This is a genomic window from Brevundimonas sp. NIBR11, assembly GCF_027912535.1.
In the GTDB taxonomy this organism is placed as follows: Bacteria; Pseudomonadota; Alphaproteobacteria; order Caulobacterales; family Caulobacteraceae; genus Brevundimonas.
This window is the reverse complement of sequence record NZ_CP115465.1, coordinates 1,396,571-1,411,101: the sequence shown is the minus strand read 5'-3', so window position 1 is coordinate 1,411,101 and position 14,531 is coordinate 1,396,571. Positions and strand designations below refer to the sequence as shown.

The 14,531-nt window shown below is 66.5% G+C and carries 19 protein-coding genes; 2 read left to right on the top strand and 17 right to left on the bottom strand.

Going from position 1 to position 14,531, the window contains the following annotated elements:
- The first annotated feature begins 19 nt into the window (after positions 1-19).
- Positions 20-202, top strand: a complete 183-nt coding sequence (locus O5O43_RS07005; protein ID WP_047413801.1) for a DUF3606 domain-containing protein — start codon at positions 20-22, stop codon at positions 200-202.
- Here O5O43_RS07005 and O5O43_RS07000 read toward each other — a convergent pair.
- The 14 genes from O5O43_RS07000 to O5O43_RS06935 form a co-directional block, all read right to left on the bottom strand.
- Positions 199-570 carry a DUF1622 domain-containing protein gene (locus O5O43_RS07000; protein ID WP_271086183.1) on the bottom strand — a complete coding sequence of 124 codons (372 nt, stop codon included), beginning with the start codon at positions 568-570 and terminating at the stop codon, positions 199-201. The genes O5O43_RS07005 and O5O43_RS07000 overlap by 4 nt on opposite strands.
- Positions 570-1,973, bottom strand: a complete 1,404-nt coding sequence (lpdA, locus tag O5O43_RS06995) for a dihydrolipoyl dehydrogenase (protein WP_271086182.1) — start codon at positions 1,971-1,973, stop codon at positions 570-572. Before lpdA ends, O5O43_RS07000 begins: the two co-directional genes overlap by 1 nt.
- 92 nt (positions 1,974-2,065) lie before the next feature.
- Positions 2,066-3,019, bottom strand: coding sequence for a DUF3667 domain-containing protein (locus tag O5O43_RS06990; protein WP_271086181.1), 954 nt, complete (start codon positions 3,017-3,019; stop codon positions 2,066-2,068).
- A gap of 57 nt (positions 3,020-3,076) precedes the next feature.
- A complete protein-coding gene (locus O5O43_RS06985) occupies positions 3,077-3,559 on the bottom strand; it encodes a glutathione peroxidase (protein ID WP_271086180.1) in 483 nt (160 codons plus the stop codon).
- Positions 3,560-3,563: 4 nt separating this feature from the next.
- A complete protein-coding gene (locus O5O43_RS06980; RefSeq protein ID WP_271086179.1) occupies positions 3,564-4,907 on the bottom strand; it encodes a pyruvate dehydrogenase complex dihydrolipoamide acetyltransferase in 1,344 nt (447 codons plus the stop codon).
- A 56-nt stretch (positions 4,908-4,963) separates the two neighbouring features.
- Positions 4,964-5,281 carry a DUF5076 domain-containing protein gene (locus O5O43_RS06975; RefSeq protein WP_271086178.1) on the bottom strand — a complete coding sequence of 106 codons (318 nt, stop codon included), beginning with the start codon at positions 5,279-5,281 and terminating at the stop codon, positions 4,964-4,966.
- Entirely contained in the window at positions 5,278-5,580 is a 303-nt protein-coding gene (locus O5O43_RS06970) for a DUF5076 domain-containing protein (protein WP_271086177.1), read from the bottom strand. The genes O5O43_RS06975 and O5O43_RS06970 overlap by 4 nt, the downstream gene beginning before the upstream one ends.
- Positions 5,577-6,962 carry a pyruvate dehydrogenase complex E1 component subunit beta gene (locus O5O43_RS06965; protein ID WP_271086176.1) on the bottom strand — a complete coding sequence of 462 codons (1,386 nt, stop codon included), beginning with the start codon at positions 6,960-6,962 and terminating at the stop codon, positions 5,577-5,579. The genes O5O43_RS06970 and O5O43_RS06965 overlap by 4 nt, the downstream gene beginning before the upstream one ends.
- A gap of 565 nt (positions 6,963-7,527) precedes the next feature.
- On the bottom strand, positions 7,528-8,556 hold the full coding sequence (gene pdhA / locus O5O43_RS06960; protein ID WP_271086175.1) for a pyruvate dehydrogenase (acetyl-transferring) E1 component subunit alpha: 1,029 nt from the start codon (positions 8,554-8,556) through the stop codon (positions 7,528-7,530).
- A 124-nt stretch (positions 8,557-8,680) separates the two neighbouring features.
- Complete coding sequence (locus tag O5O43_RS06955) at positions 8,681-9,010, bottom strand: septum formation initiator family protein (protein WP_271086174.1); 330 nt, start codon at positions 9,008-9,010, stop codon at positions 8,681-8,683.
- 135 nt (positions 9,011-9,145) lie between these two features.
- Positions 9,146-10,423, bottom strand: a complete 1,278-nt coding sequence (eno, locus tag O5O43_RS06950; RefSeq protein WP_271086173.1) for a phosphopyruvate hydratase — start codon at positions 10,421-10,423, stop codon at positions 9,146-9,148.
- Positions 10,424-10,507: 84 nt separating this feature from the next.
- Positions 10,508-11,128 (bottom strand): hypothetical protein, encoded by a 621-nt coding sequence (locus O5O43_RS06945; protein WP_271086172.1) that lies wholly within the window; start codon positions 11,126-11,128, stop codon positions 10,508-10,510.
- A gap of 104 nt (positions 11,129-11,232) precedes the next feature.
- Positions 11,233-11,415 (bottom strand): 50S ribosomal protein L32, encoded by a 183-nt coding sequence (gene rpmF, locus O5O43_RS06940; RefSeq protein WP_271086171.1) that lies wholly within the window; start codon positions 11,413-11,415, stop codon positions 11,233-11,235.
- A gap of 120 nt (positions 11,416-11,535) precedes the next feature.
- On the bottom strand, positions 11,536-11,970 hold the full coding sequence (locus tag O5O43_RS06935) for a GNAT family protein (protein ID WP_271086170.1): 435 nt from the start codon (positions 11,968-11,970) through the stop codon (positions 11,536-11,538).
- Positions 11,971-12,113: 143 nt separating this feature from the next.
- On the opposite strand from O5O43_RS06935, the gene O5O43_RS06930 reads away from it, so the two are divergent.
- Entirely contained in the window at positions 12,114-12,446 is a 333-nt protein-coding gene (locus O5O43_RS06930) for a hypothetical protein (RefSeq protein WP_271086169.1), read from the top strand.
- Here O5O43_RS06930 and O5O43_RS06925 read toward each other — a convergent pair.
- The 3 genes from O5O43_RS06925 to O5O43_RS06915 are packed head-to-tail and all read right to left on the bottom strand — an operon-like array spanning position 12,443 to position 14,531.
- Complete coding sequence (locus tag O5O43_RS06925) at positions 12,443-12,973, bottom strand: GNAT family N-acetyltransferase (protein ID WP_271086168.1); 531 nt, start codon at positions 12,971-12,973, stop codon at positions 12,443-12,445. The genes O5O43_RS06930 and O5O43_RS06925 overlap by 4 nt on opposite strands.
- Complete coding sequence (locus tag O5O43_RS06920; protein WP_271086167.1) at positions 12,970-14,079, bottom strand: NAD(P)/FAD-dependent oxidoreductase; 1,110 nt, start codon at positions 14,077-14,079, stop codon at positions 12,970-12,972. The genes O5O43_RS06925 and O5O43_RS06920 overlap by 4 nt, the downstream gene beginning before the upstream one ends.
- On the bottom strand, positions 14,076-14,531 hold the full coding sequence (locus tag O5O43_RS06915) for a type II toxin-antitoxin system RatA family toxin (RefSeq protein ID WP_271086166.1): 456 nt from the start codon (positions 14,529-14,531) through the stop codon (positions 14,076-14,078). Before O5O43_RS06915 ends, O5O43_RS06920 begins: the two co-directional genes overlap by 4 nt.

Sequence of the window (14,531 nt, the reverse complement as noted above, 5' to 3'; positions counted from 1 at the left end):
GCAAACAGGAAACGCCCTCATGGCCGGTCTGAAGGACAAGCGCGGCTTTATCGACAAGGACCGCCTGGACCTCTCCGAGCGTCAGGCCGTCGAGTACTGGATGAAGCGCTGGGGCGTCACCCGTGACCAGATCACCGCCGCCCACCGCAAGGTCGGCCGCATGACAAAGGACATCGCGGCCGAACTCGGCAAAAAGCGTTAGCGCCCCTTCCGATCGATCTCCGTCCGGCGCCACGGCCAACGGCCCTCGATCTCGGTCTCCAAGGCGAAGCTGAGGAAGGTTCGGATGGCGATGACGGCGGCCAGCAAGCCAACGCTCTGGAACGTCAGCTCCGATGTCACCGTGGAGATGATGTCGGCCGCGACCAACAGTTCCAAGCCCAGCAGGATCGCTCGGCCGAGATTGGCCCTATACTCGGCATAGGCCGCGTCCAGCCCGCCCCGCAAACGCCACAGCCCCCACGCGGTCGCGGCGACCAGTCCCAGCAGCATGACGCCGACGCCTGCGAACTCCAGCCCGCGCGCCGCTATTTCAGCCCATGAATGAAGATCGCCGCCCGTCGCGTCCATCAGAGGTGGATCACACGTCCGTAGGCGTCGAGCGCCGCCTCGTGCATGGCCTCCGACATGGTCGGATGCGGATAGACGATGCCGTGGATGTCTTCCTCGGTCGCTTCCATGGCGATGGCGGTGACATAGCCCTGGATCATCTCGGTGACCTCGTGGCCGATCATGTGGGCCCCGATCAGGGCGCCGGTCTTGGCGTCGAAGATGACCTTGACGAAGCCCTCGATCTCGCCGGCGGCCACGGCCTTGCCGTTCACCCGGAACGGGAAGCGGCCGATCTTCACCTCGCGCTTGGCCTCGCGCGCGCCCTGCTCGGTCACCCCGACCGAGGCGACCTGCGGCTGGGCATAGGTGCAGCCGGCGATCGGCGAGACGACGTTCGGCGTCTTGTAGCCGGCGATGTATTCGGCGGCGTGGATGCCCTCGTGCGAGGCCTTGTGCGCCAGCCAGGGCGCGCCGGCGCAGTCGCCGATGGCGTAGAGCCCCTTCACGTTCGTGGCGCAATGGCCGTCGATGGTGATGTGCCCTCGGTCCATGTTGACGCCCAGCGCCTCCAGACCGATGCCGTCGGTGTTGGCGGTGATGCCGACCGCCGAGATGCACACCTCGGCCTCCAGGGTCTCGGCCTTGCCGCTGGCCTCGATGGCGACCTGGACCCCCTTCCCGGCCTTGGACACCTTGGTCACCTTGCATCCGGTGCGGAACTTGATGCCGCGCTTCTCCATCGCCTTCTGGGCGGCCTTGGAGACCTCTTCATCCTCGACCGGCATGATGCGATCGACCGCTTCCACAACCGTAACTTCCGCGCCTAGCGCCCTGTAGAAACTGCCGAATTCGATACCGATGGCGCCCGAGCCGATGACCACTATGGACGCCGGCATCTTCTTCGGCGCCAAGGCTTCGCGATAGGCCCAGATCTTGTCGCCGTCGGCCTCCAGGCCGATCTGCGGGATGGCCTTGGCGCGGGCGCCGACGGCCAGCATGACCGCCTTGGCCTCGATGGTCCGCGATCCGCCGGCCTTCAGGTCGACGACCACCTTCGGAGCGGCAGCCCCCTTCTCCAGCTTCGCCGAGCCCTCGATCACCTCGATCTTGTTCTTCTTCATCAGGAAGGTGACGCCCTTGTTCATCGTCGCCGCCACGCCCCGCGAGCGCTGGATGATGGCGTCGAAGTCGAAGGTCGCGCCCGATGCCGCGAGGCCATAATCCTTCAGGTGGCTCAGGCTCTCGAACTTCTCACCGGACTTCAGCAGAGCCTTGGTTGGGATACAGCCCCAGTTCAGGCAGATGCCGCCCAGCTCCGCGCGCTCGACGATGGCGACCTTCTGGCCCAGCTGACTGGCGCGGATCGCGGCCACATAGCCGCCCGGGCCCGAACCAATGACGATGAGATCGAAGTCGGCCAAGGGGAAGCCTCCGTTGAATTGTCAGGGGGTTGTAGCGGCCCCTGCCCCGCCCTGAAAGCTTGACCTTCCGGAACGTAACCAGCCGTGACCGATCAGATGGCCTCGAACCAGGCGGCCAGGGCGCCCCAGTCCGTCACCGTCGCCAGAATGACGACGGCGGCCGGCAACAGCACCAGAAACACGTAGAAGCCCAAGTGCACGGCGCCGCGCCACAGGGCCTGCAGGGGGCTCATCCCGTAGTAGCGAGACGCCGCCACGGTGAAATAAGCCAGATACGGCAGGGCCAGCCAGGCCGCCGACAGGTTCGCGCCCGCGGCGTTGAGCGCTGACATGCCCATGGCCAGAATGAAGGTGATGGCGTGCGCCCACATGGCGAAGATCACGTGCTCCAGAAACAGCCTGCGCGGTCCAAACAGCGGCATCAGCCCTGCGGCGTAGAGCGGCATCAACAGCCAGAGGACATTGGGGAGCCAGTCCGAAAACCGCTCTGCCAGTCGTTCCTGTTCGAGGTTGGCGGCGAGCTCATAGCGCATGTTGGCGCGCGCGACCTCGGTCGGTTCCGTGCGGGCGCCGGCCTCGATGGCGGCGGTGACCTCGGGATCGATGGCGGGGTCGATGCGGGGCTGAAGCCATCGATCCTGGGCCGTCGCGCCGACGACGGACACCTCCATGGTGTCGGGGTCGTACACGGCCTGAACCGCCCTGCCCGGCTTATCCACCTTCCAAACATACTGGAAGAAGGTCGTGTCGCTGAAGTTCAGCACCGAGAGAAACAGCGCCGTCGCCGCCACGAACAGCTTCAGCGGCGTAACGTAAAGCGACCCCGCCCCGCTGCGATAGGCCTCCAGAAGCCGGCCGGGCCGCACCGCGAGCACCGCCAGCGTTCGCGCCATCTTTCCGTCGATCGGACTGTAGGAGGTCGCCACCTGCACGGCCATTTCGCGCAGAGGCGCGGGTCTGGCCTGGGAATCCTGACCGCAGGCATGGCAGTATCGCCCCGCCAAGGACGTCTCGCAGGCGGCGCACCGTTTCGCGTCTTCAGCCATCAATCGCCCTCAACCCTCGGACGACCCTACAGAAGACGTCGTTTTCGCCAAGGGCGATCAGAGCAGCTTGTCGATCTCGGGCGCGATGGCCGCCGGCTCGACGTCGGGGGCGAAGCGGGCGACCACCCTGCCCTCCCGGTCTGTCAGGAATTTGGTGAAATTCCATTTCACATCGCGGCTGCCGAGGAAGCCGCGCTTATGGCGCGTCAGCCAGTCGTAGATCGGATGCCGGTTCTTACCGTTCACCTCGACCTTGTCGAACATCGGAAAGCTGACGTCGAAAGTCGATGAGCAAAAGGCCGCGATCTCCGCCGCCCGGCCCGGTTCCTGGGCTCCGAATTGGTTACAGGGGAAACCCAGGACCTCGAACGGTTGGTCGGCATACTGGCGATGCAGAGCCTCGAGCCCCGCGTACTGGCCGGTGAAGCCGCATTTGGACGCAGTGTTGACGATCAGCAGGGCCTGACCGCGAAACTGATCCAGCCGGATTTCGGTCCCGTCGATGCCGGTCGCAGTGAAGTCGTAAACCGAGCCGGTCATGGCCTCAGGCCAGCATCGTCACGGGATCTTCGATCAGCGGCTTGAACGCCTGCAGGAAGCGGGCGCCGGTCGCGCCGTCGACCACGCGGTGATCGCACGTCAGGGTCACGGTCATCACCGTGGCGGGCACGACCTGACCGTTCTTGACGACCGCGCGTTGTTCGCCCGCGCCCACGCTCATGATCGCGCCCTGGGGCTCGTTGATGATCGAGGTGAACTGCTTGATGCCGAACATGCCCAGGTTCGAGACCGAGAAGGTGCCGCCCTGGAACTCCTCGGGCTTCAGCTTGCGGTCGCGGGCGCGCTTGGCAAGGTCCTTGGCCTCGGTCGCGATTTGCGACAGGGACTTGGTCTCGGCCTTGAAGATGATCGGGGTGATCAGGCCGCCGTCGATCGCCACCGCCATCGCCACGTCGGCGTTGTGGTGCATGGCGATGCCCTCGGGCGAATAGCTGGCGTTGGCTTCCGGAACGAGCTTCAGCGCCAAGGCCGCGGCCTTGATGACGAAGTCGTTGACCGAGACCTTGATGCCCTTGGGCTCCAGCAGCGCATTGACCTTGGCGCGGACGGCCATCAGGGCGTCGATCTCGCAGTCGATGAACAGCGGGAAGTGCGGCACCGCATTGACGCTCTCGACCATGCGGCGGGCGATGGCCTTCTTCATCCCGTCCAGCGGGATCAGATCGTAGCTACCGTCCGGAATGCCCATCTGCGCCAGCGATTGGACCTTGCGTGGCTCGGCGGCCGGGGCGGAAGCCGTCGCTGTCGCCTCGGCGGGGCGAGCGCCGCCCTTGCTGGCCGCCTCGACGTCTGCGCGGACGATGCGGCCGTGCGGGCCCGAGCCTTTCAGCGAAGACAGGTCAAGGCCCGCATCCTTGGCAAGTCGACGGGCCAGCGGCGAGGCGAACACGCGCGTCCCGGTCTGCTTCGATGTCGGTGCGGCGTCTGTCTTCGGCAAGACAGCCTCAGCCGATTTGACGCCCTGCGGGGTCGCAACGGCCTGGCCGCTTTCATGCCCGGCCGGCGCCGGCTTGTCGTCGGCCGGCGAGGGTGCCGCCGCTTTCGCCGGCTCGGCAGACTTCGCAGCGGGAGCGGGAGCGGCGGCCCCGCCCTCGTCCGCCAGACGCGCGATCGGGGCGTTGACCTTCACGCCTTCGCCGCCTTCGGCCACGAGGATTTCGGTGATGGTCCCCTCGTCGACGGCCTCGACCTCCATCGTGGCCTTGTCGGTCTCGATCTCGGCGATCACGTCGCCGGCCTTGACGACGTCGCCGACCTTGACGTGCCATTTGGCCAGAACGCCCTCTTCCATCGTGGGCGACAGGGCGGGCATCAGAATGTCAGTCATGGCCTTGGCGCCTCGATCGTCTCAGCTGGGGTCAATGATAGCGGAAGTCGCCGCGATCATTGAACGTTCTTGGGTTCGTCCGTCTCGGGGACGGTCTTGTATCCGGGGCCTTCCAGCGCCTGGCGCAGGCCGGCCAGGATCTGGCGATAGGTCGCCTCCTGATCCAGGCCTTTGTTGGCGTGGTAGACATAGGCGATGTTGCGCGCCGCGATGGCCAGGATCGCGCCATACGTCTTGGGATCGTCGAACGCTGGCTTGATGACCATCACCGGCTCGCCGCGCGACCACCAGAAGCGCAGCATCTCGATCGCATCCGGGTCGGACGCGACGCTCTCGGGCGCCGTCAGCCGAAACTCGGGGGCCTCGTTGCTCATTGCGGTGCTCGCTGCGCCAACGCGGCCTCGCCATTGGCATGACCCGACGCCCACCCGGCCTTCAGGGCATGCAGCGCCTGACGATGGGTGAAGCCGCCGTTCTGTTCGTAGGCATGGGCGAAATGCCAGCACAGCTCGGCCAGCATCTCTCCCATGGCCTTGGGGTCCTCGAAGGAGGGACGGCACAGGATCGCGGGCCCGTCCGGTCCAATCCACACCCGCGTCAGCTCGACCACAGACCCATCGGTCGCGGCGGTGGCGATGCCTTCGGGTTCAGGCAGGGCATATTTATGGGTCACGCCATGACCGCCTTCACGGCCTTGACGATCTTGTCCACGCCCGGGAGCGACAGCACCTCCAGGTTGGCGGCATAGGGCAGCGGCACGTCCTCCTGGTGCACGCGCACCGGCGGGGCGTCCAGATAGTCGAAAGCGTGTTCGATGACGCGGGCCACGACCTCGGCGCCGACGCCCATCGGACCCCAACCTTCCTCGGCCGAGACCAGGCGGCTGGTCTTCTTGACGCTTTCAACGACGGTCTCGTGGTCCAGAGGACGCAGAGTGCGCAGGTCGACGACCTCGACCGAAATGCCCTCGGCTTCCAGCTGTTCGGCGGCCTGAAGGGCGAAACCGACCATGCGGGCGTGGGCCGTGATCGTCACGTCCGTGCCTTCGCGACGGACCTTGGCCTTGCCGATCGGCACGATGTAGTCCTCGACCTCCGGCACGTCGAACTCGATGCCGTACATCATCTCGTGCTCGAGGAAAACGACGGGGTTCGGGTCGCGGATCGCGGCCTTGAGCAGGCCCTTGGCGTCGGCCGCGTCGTACGGCGCGATGACCTTCAGACCGGGCACCTGGGCGTACCAGGCCGAATAGTCCTGGCTGTGCTGGGCGCCGACGCGGCTGGCCGCGCCGTTCGGGCCGCGGAACACGATCGGCGCCCGGATCTGACCGCCCGACATGTAGAGGGTCTTGGCGGCCGAGTTGATGATGTGGTCGATCGCCTGCATGGCGAAGTTGAACGTCATGAACTCGACGATGGGCTTCAGGCCCGACATGGCCGCGCCGACGCCGAGACCAGCGAAGCCATGCTCGGTGATCGGGGTGTCGACGACGCGGCGGTCGCCGAACTCCTGCAGCAGCTCGCGCGACACCTTGTAGGCGCCCTGATACTGGGCGACCTCCTCGCCGATCAGGAAGACGCTGTCGTCGCGACGCATCTCCTCGGCCATGGCGTCGCGCAGAGCGTCGCGCACGGTCGTCTTGACCAGTTTGGCGTCGGCCGGGATTTCGGGATCGCGCAGCTCGACCTTCGGGGTCGACGACTGGGCCGGAGCCTTTTCCGGATCGCCGGTCTTGCCCTCGGCGGTCGCCTTGGGCGTATCGGCTGCGGCCTTCGCCGCTTCGGGTTCGGCTTTCGGCGCCGAAGCGGCGGCCCCTGCCTCACCAGCCAGACGCGCGATCACGGCGTTGACCTTTACGCCCTCGGTCCCTTCCGGAACCAGGATCTCGGAGATCTCGCCCTCGTCGACAGCCTCGACCTCCATCGTCGCCTTGTCCGTCTCGATCTCGGCGATCACGTCGCCAGCCTTGACGGTGTCGCCCGCCTTGACGTGCCACTTGGTCAGGTTGCCCTCTTCCATCGTGGGAGACAGGGCGGGCATCAGGATATCGGTCATTGGCTAGCCTTCCACGCGGCCGCGCGCGTCGGACAAAGTACAGTGAAGAGGTCGGCGGCGCTCGAGCCGCCATCCGCATTGCCTCCAACCTCGACGCCATCGGAGTTGAAGAACACCTGGGTTTGGCGTCCGCTCGCATCTCGGCCCTGACCGGGGGCCAGGCGGAAACTGCCCCAGTCGCTGCTGCTCAGGGTGCCTGCGACACAGTCGGCGCTAGCCGTATGTTCGCCCGTCGCACCCTGCGCGGTCTCCGAAGACAGGGTCGAGCTCACGCATTCGCTCAAGGAACTGGTCCCACTGTCACCGTTCGGATTGCGCTTGCAGAACTCCTCTGCGTCCGCCTGGGTTACCCGGCCCCTCATCGAAGCCTGCGCAGTATCCACGCCGGTCAACTCAGTCAGCGTTGCACTAACCTGCACCGGATGGATGGGCATGGAGCCCGGCGCGAAGGCCTGAGCGGGTACGGCAGGCGCCGCTGGAGACCTCTGATCGGCTTTCGAGGTCGGTTGGCCGCAGCTGACGAGGAAAGCAGCCGCGCACGCGAGAGTGAAAATCGACCGCACGCTCAGGCCTCCACGTAAACGTCGGTATACAGTTCCGACGGATCGGGCTCGGGGCTTTCCTGAGCGAATTGCACGGCTTCGGCCACGATGGCCTTGATCTCGTTGTCGATGGCCTTCAGCTCGTCCTCGGTGGCCTTGGCCTGTTCGAGCAGCATCTTGACGTGGTCGATCGGGTCGCGGGTCTTCTTGACCTCGTCGACCTCGTCTTTGGACCGATACTTGGCCGGGTCGGACATCGAGTGACCGCGATAGCGATAGGTCTTCACCTCCAGGATGAAGGGACCTCCGCCCTCGCGGGCGCGCTTCACGGCCCGTTCGACCGCATCCTTGACCGCCAGCACGTCCATGCCGTCGACCTGCTCGCCCGGAATGCCGAACGAGGCGCCGCGCATGTAGAGCTCGGTCGTCGAAGACGAGCGTTCGATGCTCGTGCCCATGGCGTACTGGTTGTTCTCGATGATGTAGATGGCCGGCAGCTTCCACAGCTGGGCCATGTTGAAGCTCTCGTAGACCTGACCCTGGTTCGAGGCGCCGTCGCCAAAATAGACGAAGGCCACCGAATCATCGCCGCGATATTTGCCCGCGAAGGCCAAGCCCGTCCCGAGCGCGACCTGCGCGCCCACGATGCCGTGACCGCCGTAGAAGCCGGTCGGCACGTCGAACATGTGCATCGACCCGCCCTTGCCCTTGGACGATCCGCCCGAGCGACCGGTCAGCTCGGCCATGACCTCCTTCGGGTCCATGCCGGCGGCCAGCATGTGGCCGTGGTCGCGGTATCCGGTGATGATCTTGTCGTGGCCCTGTTTGACGCTCTCCTGAACGCCGACGGCCACGGCCTCCTGGCCGATATACAGGTGGCAGAAGCCCCCGATCAGACCCATGCCGTACAGCTGGCCGGCCCGCTCTTCGAAGCGGCGTATCAGGACCATCTCGCGATAGTAGCGGAGAAGGTCTTCCTTGGACGCGGTCGGCGTGTTCGGAATTTTGGCGGACCCCTTGGAATCCGTGGTCTTCTGGGCGGCTCTCGCCATCCGGCATCTCCCGGTGGAGCCCATGGCGAAACGCGCCGTTCGGGCCTCTTGTCGTTACGGAAAGCGGCTGTAGCAGCCTTCGTTCCCCAAAGGCAAAGCACGCCGCCGGGGCTGTAACAAGAGTTCAGGAGAGGTTGGTGTTGGCGGCCTCAGGAGCCGGCGCGACGGTGCGCACCACATAGTCCCGCGGATCGCTGAAGCCGAGGACGGCGCGGGCCCGCTCTTCGAGAAGGTCGCGCGATAAGCTGCCGGTGCGGAGATAGCGGACGCGGACCTCCAGGTCGGCGCGTTGTTCGGTCAGAGCGGCCAGTTGCGCCTCGCGCTCGGCCAGTCGCGCATCGCGAGCGGCGCCGCTGAGCAGACCCCGCTCGCCCGTCAGCGCCTGGATTCCCAGGTAGACGACCAGCAGGAACAGGAATGCGGACAGCGTGTAGGGTTTCATCCGGTCGGGCATCGCGAACGCTCCTTCTGAGCGTGGATCACAGTTGAGCCTTTGTGACCGGAAATGCCTAACAAACCCTAGCTTTGCCTTAGTTCTGCACAGGTTTGGTGAGGGGCGGACGTCGCCGAAGCCCGCCCTCTCAGTCGCCTATCTCAGCAGCATGCCGTCGCCATAATAAGACGCCTGGTCGCCCAGCATCTCCTCGATGCGCAGCAGTTGGTTGTACTTCGCCGTCCGGTCCGAACGGGCCAGCGAGCCGGTCTTGATCTGTCCGCAGTTGGTGGCGACGGCCAAGTCGGCGATGGTCGAATCCTCCGTTTCGCCCGAGCGGTGGCTCATGACGGCGGTGTAGCCGGCGCGGTGGGCCATATCGACCGCATCCAGCGTCTCAGACAGCGTGCCGATCTGATTGACCTTGATCAGGATCGAGTTGGCCAGACCCTCGCCGATGCCGGCGGCCAGACGGGCCGGGTTGGTGACGAAAAGGTCGTCGCCGACGATCTGGACGCGTTCGCCCAGCGCATCCGTCAGCAGCTTCCAGCCCTCGAAATCGTCCTCGGCGCAGCCGTCCTCGATCGAGACGATGGGGAAGCGCTCACACAGGTCGGCGAGGTAGGCGACCATCCCCTCCCCGCCGAGGATCTTGCCTTCGCCGGCCATGTTGTAGGCGCCGTCCTTGAAGAACTCGGTCGCGGCGACATCGAGGCCGAGGTGGAAGTCCTCACCGGCCAGATAGCCGGCCGCCTGACCCGCCTTGGTGATGAAGCTGAGCGCTTCCTCGGCCGAGGCCAGGTTGGGAGCGAAGCCGCCTTCGTCGCCGACGTTGGTGTTGTGACCGGCGTCCTTCAACTGCTTGCGCAGCGCGTGGAAGATTTCCGATCCCATGCGCAGCCCTTCCGAGAAGCTTTCGGCGCCGGTCGGCAGGATCATGAACTCCTGGATGTCGATGGGGTTATCGGCGTGGGCGCCGCCGTTGATGATGTTCATCATCGGGGTCGGCAGGACGCGGGCCGAGATGCCGCCGACATAGCGGAACAGCGGCAGGCCGACCGAGATGGCGCTGGCCTTGGCGACCGCCAGAGACACGCCGAGGATGGCGTTGGCGCCCAGACGGCCCTTGTTCTCGGTGCCGTCCAGCGTGATCAGGGCCTCGTCGATGCGTCGCTGGTCCTCGGCGTCCATGCCCGACAGGGCGTCGAAGATCTCGCCGTTGACGGCGTCGACGGCGTTCTGCACGCCCTTGCCGCCCCACATGGTCGCATCGTCGTCGCGCAACTCGACGGCCTCGTGCGCGCCGGTGGACGCGCCGGAGGGAACGGCGGCCCGGCCGAACGAACCATCTTCCAGGATCACATCCACTTCCACCGTCGGGTTGCCCCGGCTGTCGAGGATCTGGCGGGCGACGATGTCGGCGATGTCGGTCATGGGCAGGCTTTCAGAGAGCGTGGGATTGCAGGCGTCGGGGTTTAGCCCGACGCCCGCGAATCGCCAACTCGCCTCAGCGCAGGATCAGGAGCAGCCTTCCACCAACTGGATGGACGGACCGCCGACATGGACGATCGACACCTTGCCGGCGCCGTCGATCTCGTAGCGGATGCCGCGCGCATTCGGATCCTGCACATATTCGCCGGCCGTCGCCGGGCCGCCGGTGGTCCAGACGAAGATGTCCTCGGCGGGGGCCGGGGCGTATTTGTGCGGGGTCGAGACGGCCAGCGGCCCATAGGCGGCCTTGATGGCGGCGGCCGTGTCGCCGACGCCGAAGCCGCGATCGGTCTTGAGGGTGGAGGGCGAAGCCACCGAGATGCGGGTCAGGACGCCGTTCTCCAGCATGACGGTCACGCCCTCGGGCGAGCGGGCCGGACGCCACTGGTCGCAGACCTCGGGCTCGGCGCCGCCGACCAGGCTCGGATTGAACTTGTCGCCCACGGCGGCGATCACCTCGGCCTTGGTCATGCCGATGCGCAGGGGCCCGTATCCAGCGGCGGTCAGCGCGTTGGCGTCGGGCGCCGGGGTCGCCGGCGCGGTCGGCGCCGGTGTTTCAGGCGCGGCGGCGGGCTCGGTGGCTTCGGGTTGGCCGCAGGCTGCGAGCCACAGGGCGCTGACGGCGACGGCGGAAAGGGTGCGGATCATGGTGACGCTCCTCGATGTTGAGCGGCCATAACGCACGAAAACGCCGCGCGGTTGAACCGCGCGGCGCAAACTTCACAGTTTGGTCGTCAGACGAAGAAAGAAGACTAGTCTTCCTTGGGCGTCAGGACTTGCCGGCCGCGATAGGTGCCGGTCTTCAGGTCGATGTGGTGCGAACGGCGCAGCTCGCCCGTGTCCTTGTCTTCGGTGTACGGGTTGGCGCCGAGGGCGTCGTGGGCGCGGCGCATGTTGCGACGCGAGGGCGATACTTTGCGCTTGGGAACGGCCATGTCCGTCTCATCTCGTATACGGCGCCGGTTCCCGAGGCGGGCCTGACGCAAAAAAGGAAGCGGCGGCCCTCGGGAGAGCCGCCTGCGAGCGCGGGCTTATGCCTGAACCCGCTCCGGACTTCAAGGCCTCGCTGACGATCCTTCGAGCCGCGCGATCCAGGCCTGTCGGGTCAGGCCGTAGAAGAGACTGTCTTTCCATTCGCCGCCGATATTCCAGGTTTTCTCCGCGAAGCCGGTCCGCACGAACCCCAGCTTTTCCAGCAGCCGGGTCGAGGCCTGATTCGCCGGATCGACGTCGGCGGTCAGGTCATCGACCTCCCGCGTCGTGAACACCTGCGCCACGGCCGCCCCCACTGCTTCGGACGCCAGCCCGAGACCCCAATGCTCGGGATGCAGGATGTAGCCGAGGTCCGGCAGCCCGAAAAAGCCGCCTTGCCGATCACCTCCCCGTCCCGCTCGATGACGAAATCGTCCGACCCTGTCGCGTTTCCGGCGATCATGCCGTCCAACCAGACCCGAGTCTCTTCCAGCGACCCATGCGGCGGCGTCGACCACCACGCCGTCGCGCGCGGATCGGACAGCACCGCGTGCATCGCCGCCAGATCATCCGGTCGGGCGTGGCGTAGCGTCAGCCGGGGCGTGAGGATCTTCATGCCGCTTCGCTTGCCGCGTCGCGCCCCAAGGCGTCAAATGCCGCCATGACCGAACTGGACACTCCTCGCCCGCCCCGCAGCAAGACCCTGCGCCTGTGGCTGATCATCGGGTCCGTCGTCGCGGTGCTGGCCGTCGTCCCGGCCGCCTTCATGGGGATGATGTCGGTGATGGCCTCGGATTCCGGCGTGAACGCCTGGATCTACACCTTCATCTACACTTCAATGACCTTCCCGGTCGCAATCGTATTGGGACCAGTGCTTGCCTGGATCGCCTACTGGCTCAGGAAGGAGCGGCTGTCCTGGATCCTGCTGTTCCTGCCACTGGCCTGGCCGATCGTGATCACGGCCATCCTGATCGCCGGACCGGGCGCGTCCTAGGTCAGGTCGCGGGCCAGCACCACGAACGCCAGATCATCCCGGCGCGGCAGGCCGAAGCGCGGATCGGTGGAGGGGAACGGTCGGGTCTCCCCCGTCTCGGCGTAGCCGCAGCGGATATACCAGTCGATGAGTTCGCGCCGCTGGACGATGACGGTCATCTCCATCCGGCTGGCCCCGAACCGCGACCGCGCCTCCGCCTCCGCCGCCGCGATCAGCTTGCGCCCCAGACCCTCGCCCTGCCGCTCCGGTTCGACCGACAGCATGCCGAGATAGGAAAGCCCCTCGCCCTTGTCGTTGACCGAGACGCAGCCCGCCAGACCCCCGTCCCGCTCGGCCAGCAGGGTGACATAGGTCGGGTCCTCGATCATCGCCCGCAGCGCCTCGACGTCCGTCCTCTGCCCGTCCAGCAGGTCCGCCTCGTGCGTCCAGCCCTTCCGCGCGCTATCGCCGCGATACGCCGCATGGACGAAGGCCTGCAGCCGGTCGACATCGTCGAGCGTCGCCGGGCGGAAGGTCAGGTCGTTCACGCCAGCCTCTCCGCCACCGCCTCGCCGATGGCCAGTGAACTGGTCAGGCCCGGGCTCTCGATCCCGAACAGCGTCACCAGCCCCTCGATGCCGTGCACCTCGGGTCCATAGAGCTGGAAATCCGGCTGATGCTCGCCCGCGCCATGCAGCTTGGGCCGGATCCCCGCATAGTCCGGCGTCAGGGCTCCGTCGGGTAGGCCTGGCCAGAAGCGGCGGATATAGGTGGCGAACCCCTCGGCCTTCGCCGGATCAACGGAGTAATCCTCGGTCTCGACGTAAGCGAGGTCCGGCCCGAACACCGCCTGCCCGCCCAGGTCCTTGCGATAGTGGGTGCCCAGCGCCCCCGCGATGGGCGGCGGATAGATCAGCCGCTCGAACGGCGCCTTGCCGGTCAGTCGGAAATAGACGCCCTTGCCGAAATGGCCCTTGGGGACGTGTTCCGCCGGGAAGCCCTCTATCCGTCCCGCGACATCCTGGGCGCGCAGCCCCGGCGCGGTGACCAGCAGGCGGCAGGTCAGGGTCGCCCCACCCTCCCCGCCTGCGGTGATCGAAAACCCGCCGCCCGGCAGGGGCTCGGCCCGTTCGAACGGCGTGGAGACCACGACCGATCCGCCGCCGTCCTCGATCTCGCCTTCCAGGGCCAGCATGTAGTCGTGGCTGGCGAACAGGCCGCTCTCGGGCGACAGGATGGCGGCGTGGGCGTTCAGCTCGGGCTCCATCGCCCGCGCCTGTTCGCCGCTGAGATGCTCCAGCCCTTCGACGCCGTTCGTCGTCGCCTGCTGGAAGATAGCCTCGATCAGCCCGACCTCGTCCTCCTGTGTCGCCACGACCAGCTTCCCACATTTGCGGTAGTCGATCTTGTGGCTGTCCAGATAGGCGTACAGCGCGCGCCGTCCCTCGACGCAGAACTTCGCCTTCAGCGACCCGGTCGCATAGTAGAGCCCGCCGTGGATGACCTCGGAGTTGCGCGACGACACGCCCTGACCGATGTGCGGCTCCTTCTCGAGCACCAGCACCGTCAGCCCCCGCTTCGACAGCGCCCGACCGCAGGCCAGGCCCACGGCCCCCGCCCCCACCACGACGGCGTCGAAGTCGAAATCCGTCATCCCGGCGTCCCGTATCGGCGTCTGGCCTCGGCCTCGAAACTCTCGATCAGCTTGCCGACGGCCAGATCGAAGTTCGCGCTCAGCGTCGCATTCAGGATCGGGCTCCTGAAGGCGAAATCGATCATGAACTCCAGCCGGGTCCCATCACGCGTCTCCACGAAGTCCCAGCGGTTCTTCAGATGCCTGAATGGCCCGCGCAGCAGCCCGACCTCGACCCTTGGCAGGTTCCGGTCATGCCGCACCCAGGTCGAGAACCGCTCCTTCATGAAGGCAAACCCCACGGCCGCCTCGGCGTCCACCAGAGATACGCCCTCGGCCTCCTCGCGCCGGTTCCAGACGCGCATCGACGTCACCCACTTCACGAAGCGCGGGTAGGCCTCCACGTCCGCCACCAGATCGGCGAGCTGGGCGGGGGTGTACGGCAGAACTCGGGTGACGCGGTGGACGGCCAA

Coding starts and splice junctions, on each gene's coding strand:
- O5O43_RS07005 (WP_047413801.1), top strand. CDS start 20: ATGGCCGGTCTGAAGGACAAGCGCGGCTTTATCGACAAGGACCGCCTG.
- O5O43_RS07000 (WP_271086183.1), bottom strand. CDS start 570: ATGGACGCGACGGGCGGCGATCTTCATTCATGGGCTGAAATAGCGGCG.
- O5O43_RS06990 (WP_271086181.1), bottom strand. CDS start 3,019: ATGGCTGAAGACGCGAAACGGTGCGCCGCCTGCGAGACGTCCTTGGCG.
- O5O43_RS06985 (WP_271086180.1), bottom strand. CDS start 3,559: ATGACCGGCTCGGTTTACGACTTCACTGCGACCGGCATCGACGGGACC.
- O5O43_RS06980 (WP_271086179.1), bottom strand. CDS start 4,907: ATGACTGACATTCTGATGCCCGCCCTGTCGCCCACGATGGAAGAGGGC.
- O5O43_RS06975 (WP_271086178.1), bottom strand. CDS start 5,281: ATGAGCAACGAGGCCCCCGAGTTTCGGCTGACGGCGCCCGAGAGCGTC.
- O5O43_RS06965 (WP_271086176.1), bottom strand. CDS start 6,962: ATGACCGATATCCTGATGCCCGCCCTGTCTCCCACGATGGAAGAGGGC.
- pdhA (WP_271086175.1), bottom strand. CDS start 8,556: ATGGCGAGAGCCGCCCAGAAGACCACGGATTCCAAGGGGTCCGCCAAA.
- O5O43_RS06955 (WP_271086174.1), bottom strand. CDS start 9,010: ATGCCCGACCGGATGAAACCCTACACGCTGTCCGCATTCCTGTTCCTG.
- eno (WP_271086173.1), bottom strand. CDS start 10,423: ATGACCGACATCGCCGACATCGTCGCCCGCCAGATCCTCGACAGCCGG.
- O5O43_RS06945 (WP_271086172.1), bottom strand. CDS start 11,128: ATGATCCGCACCCTTTCCGCCGTCGCCGTCAGCGCCCTGTGGCTCGCA.
- rpmF (WP_271086171.1), bottom strand. CDS start 11,415: ATGGCCGTTCCCAAGCGCAAAGTATCGCCCTCGCGTCGCAACATGCGC.
- O5O43_RS06930 (WP_271086169.1), top strand. CDS start 12,114: ATGACCGAACTGGACACTCCTCGCCCGCCCCGCAGCAAGACCCTGCGC.
- O5O43_RS06920 (WP_271086167.1), bottom strand. CDS start 14,079: ATGACGGATTTCGACTTCGACGCCGTCGTGGTGGGGGCGGGGGCCGTG.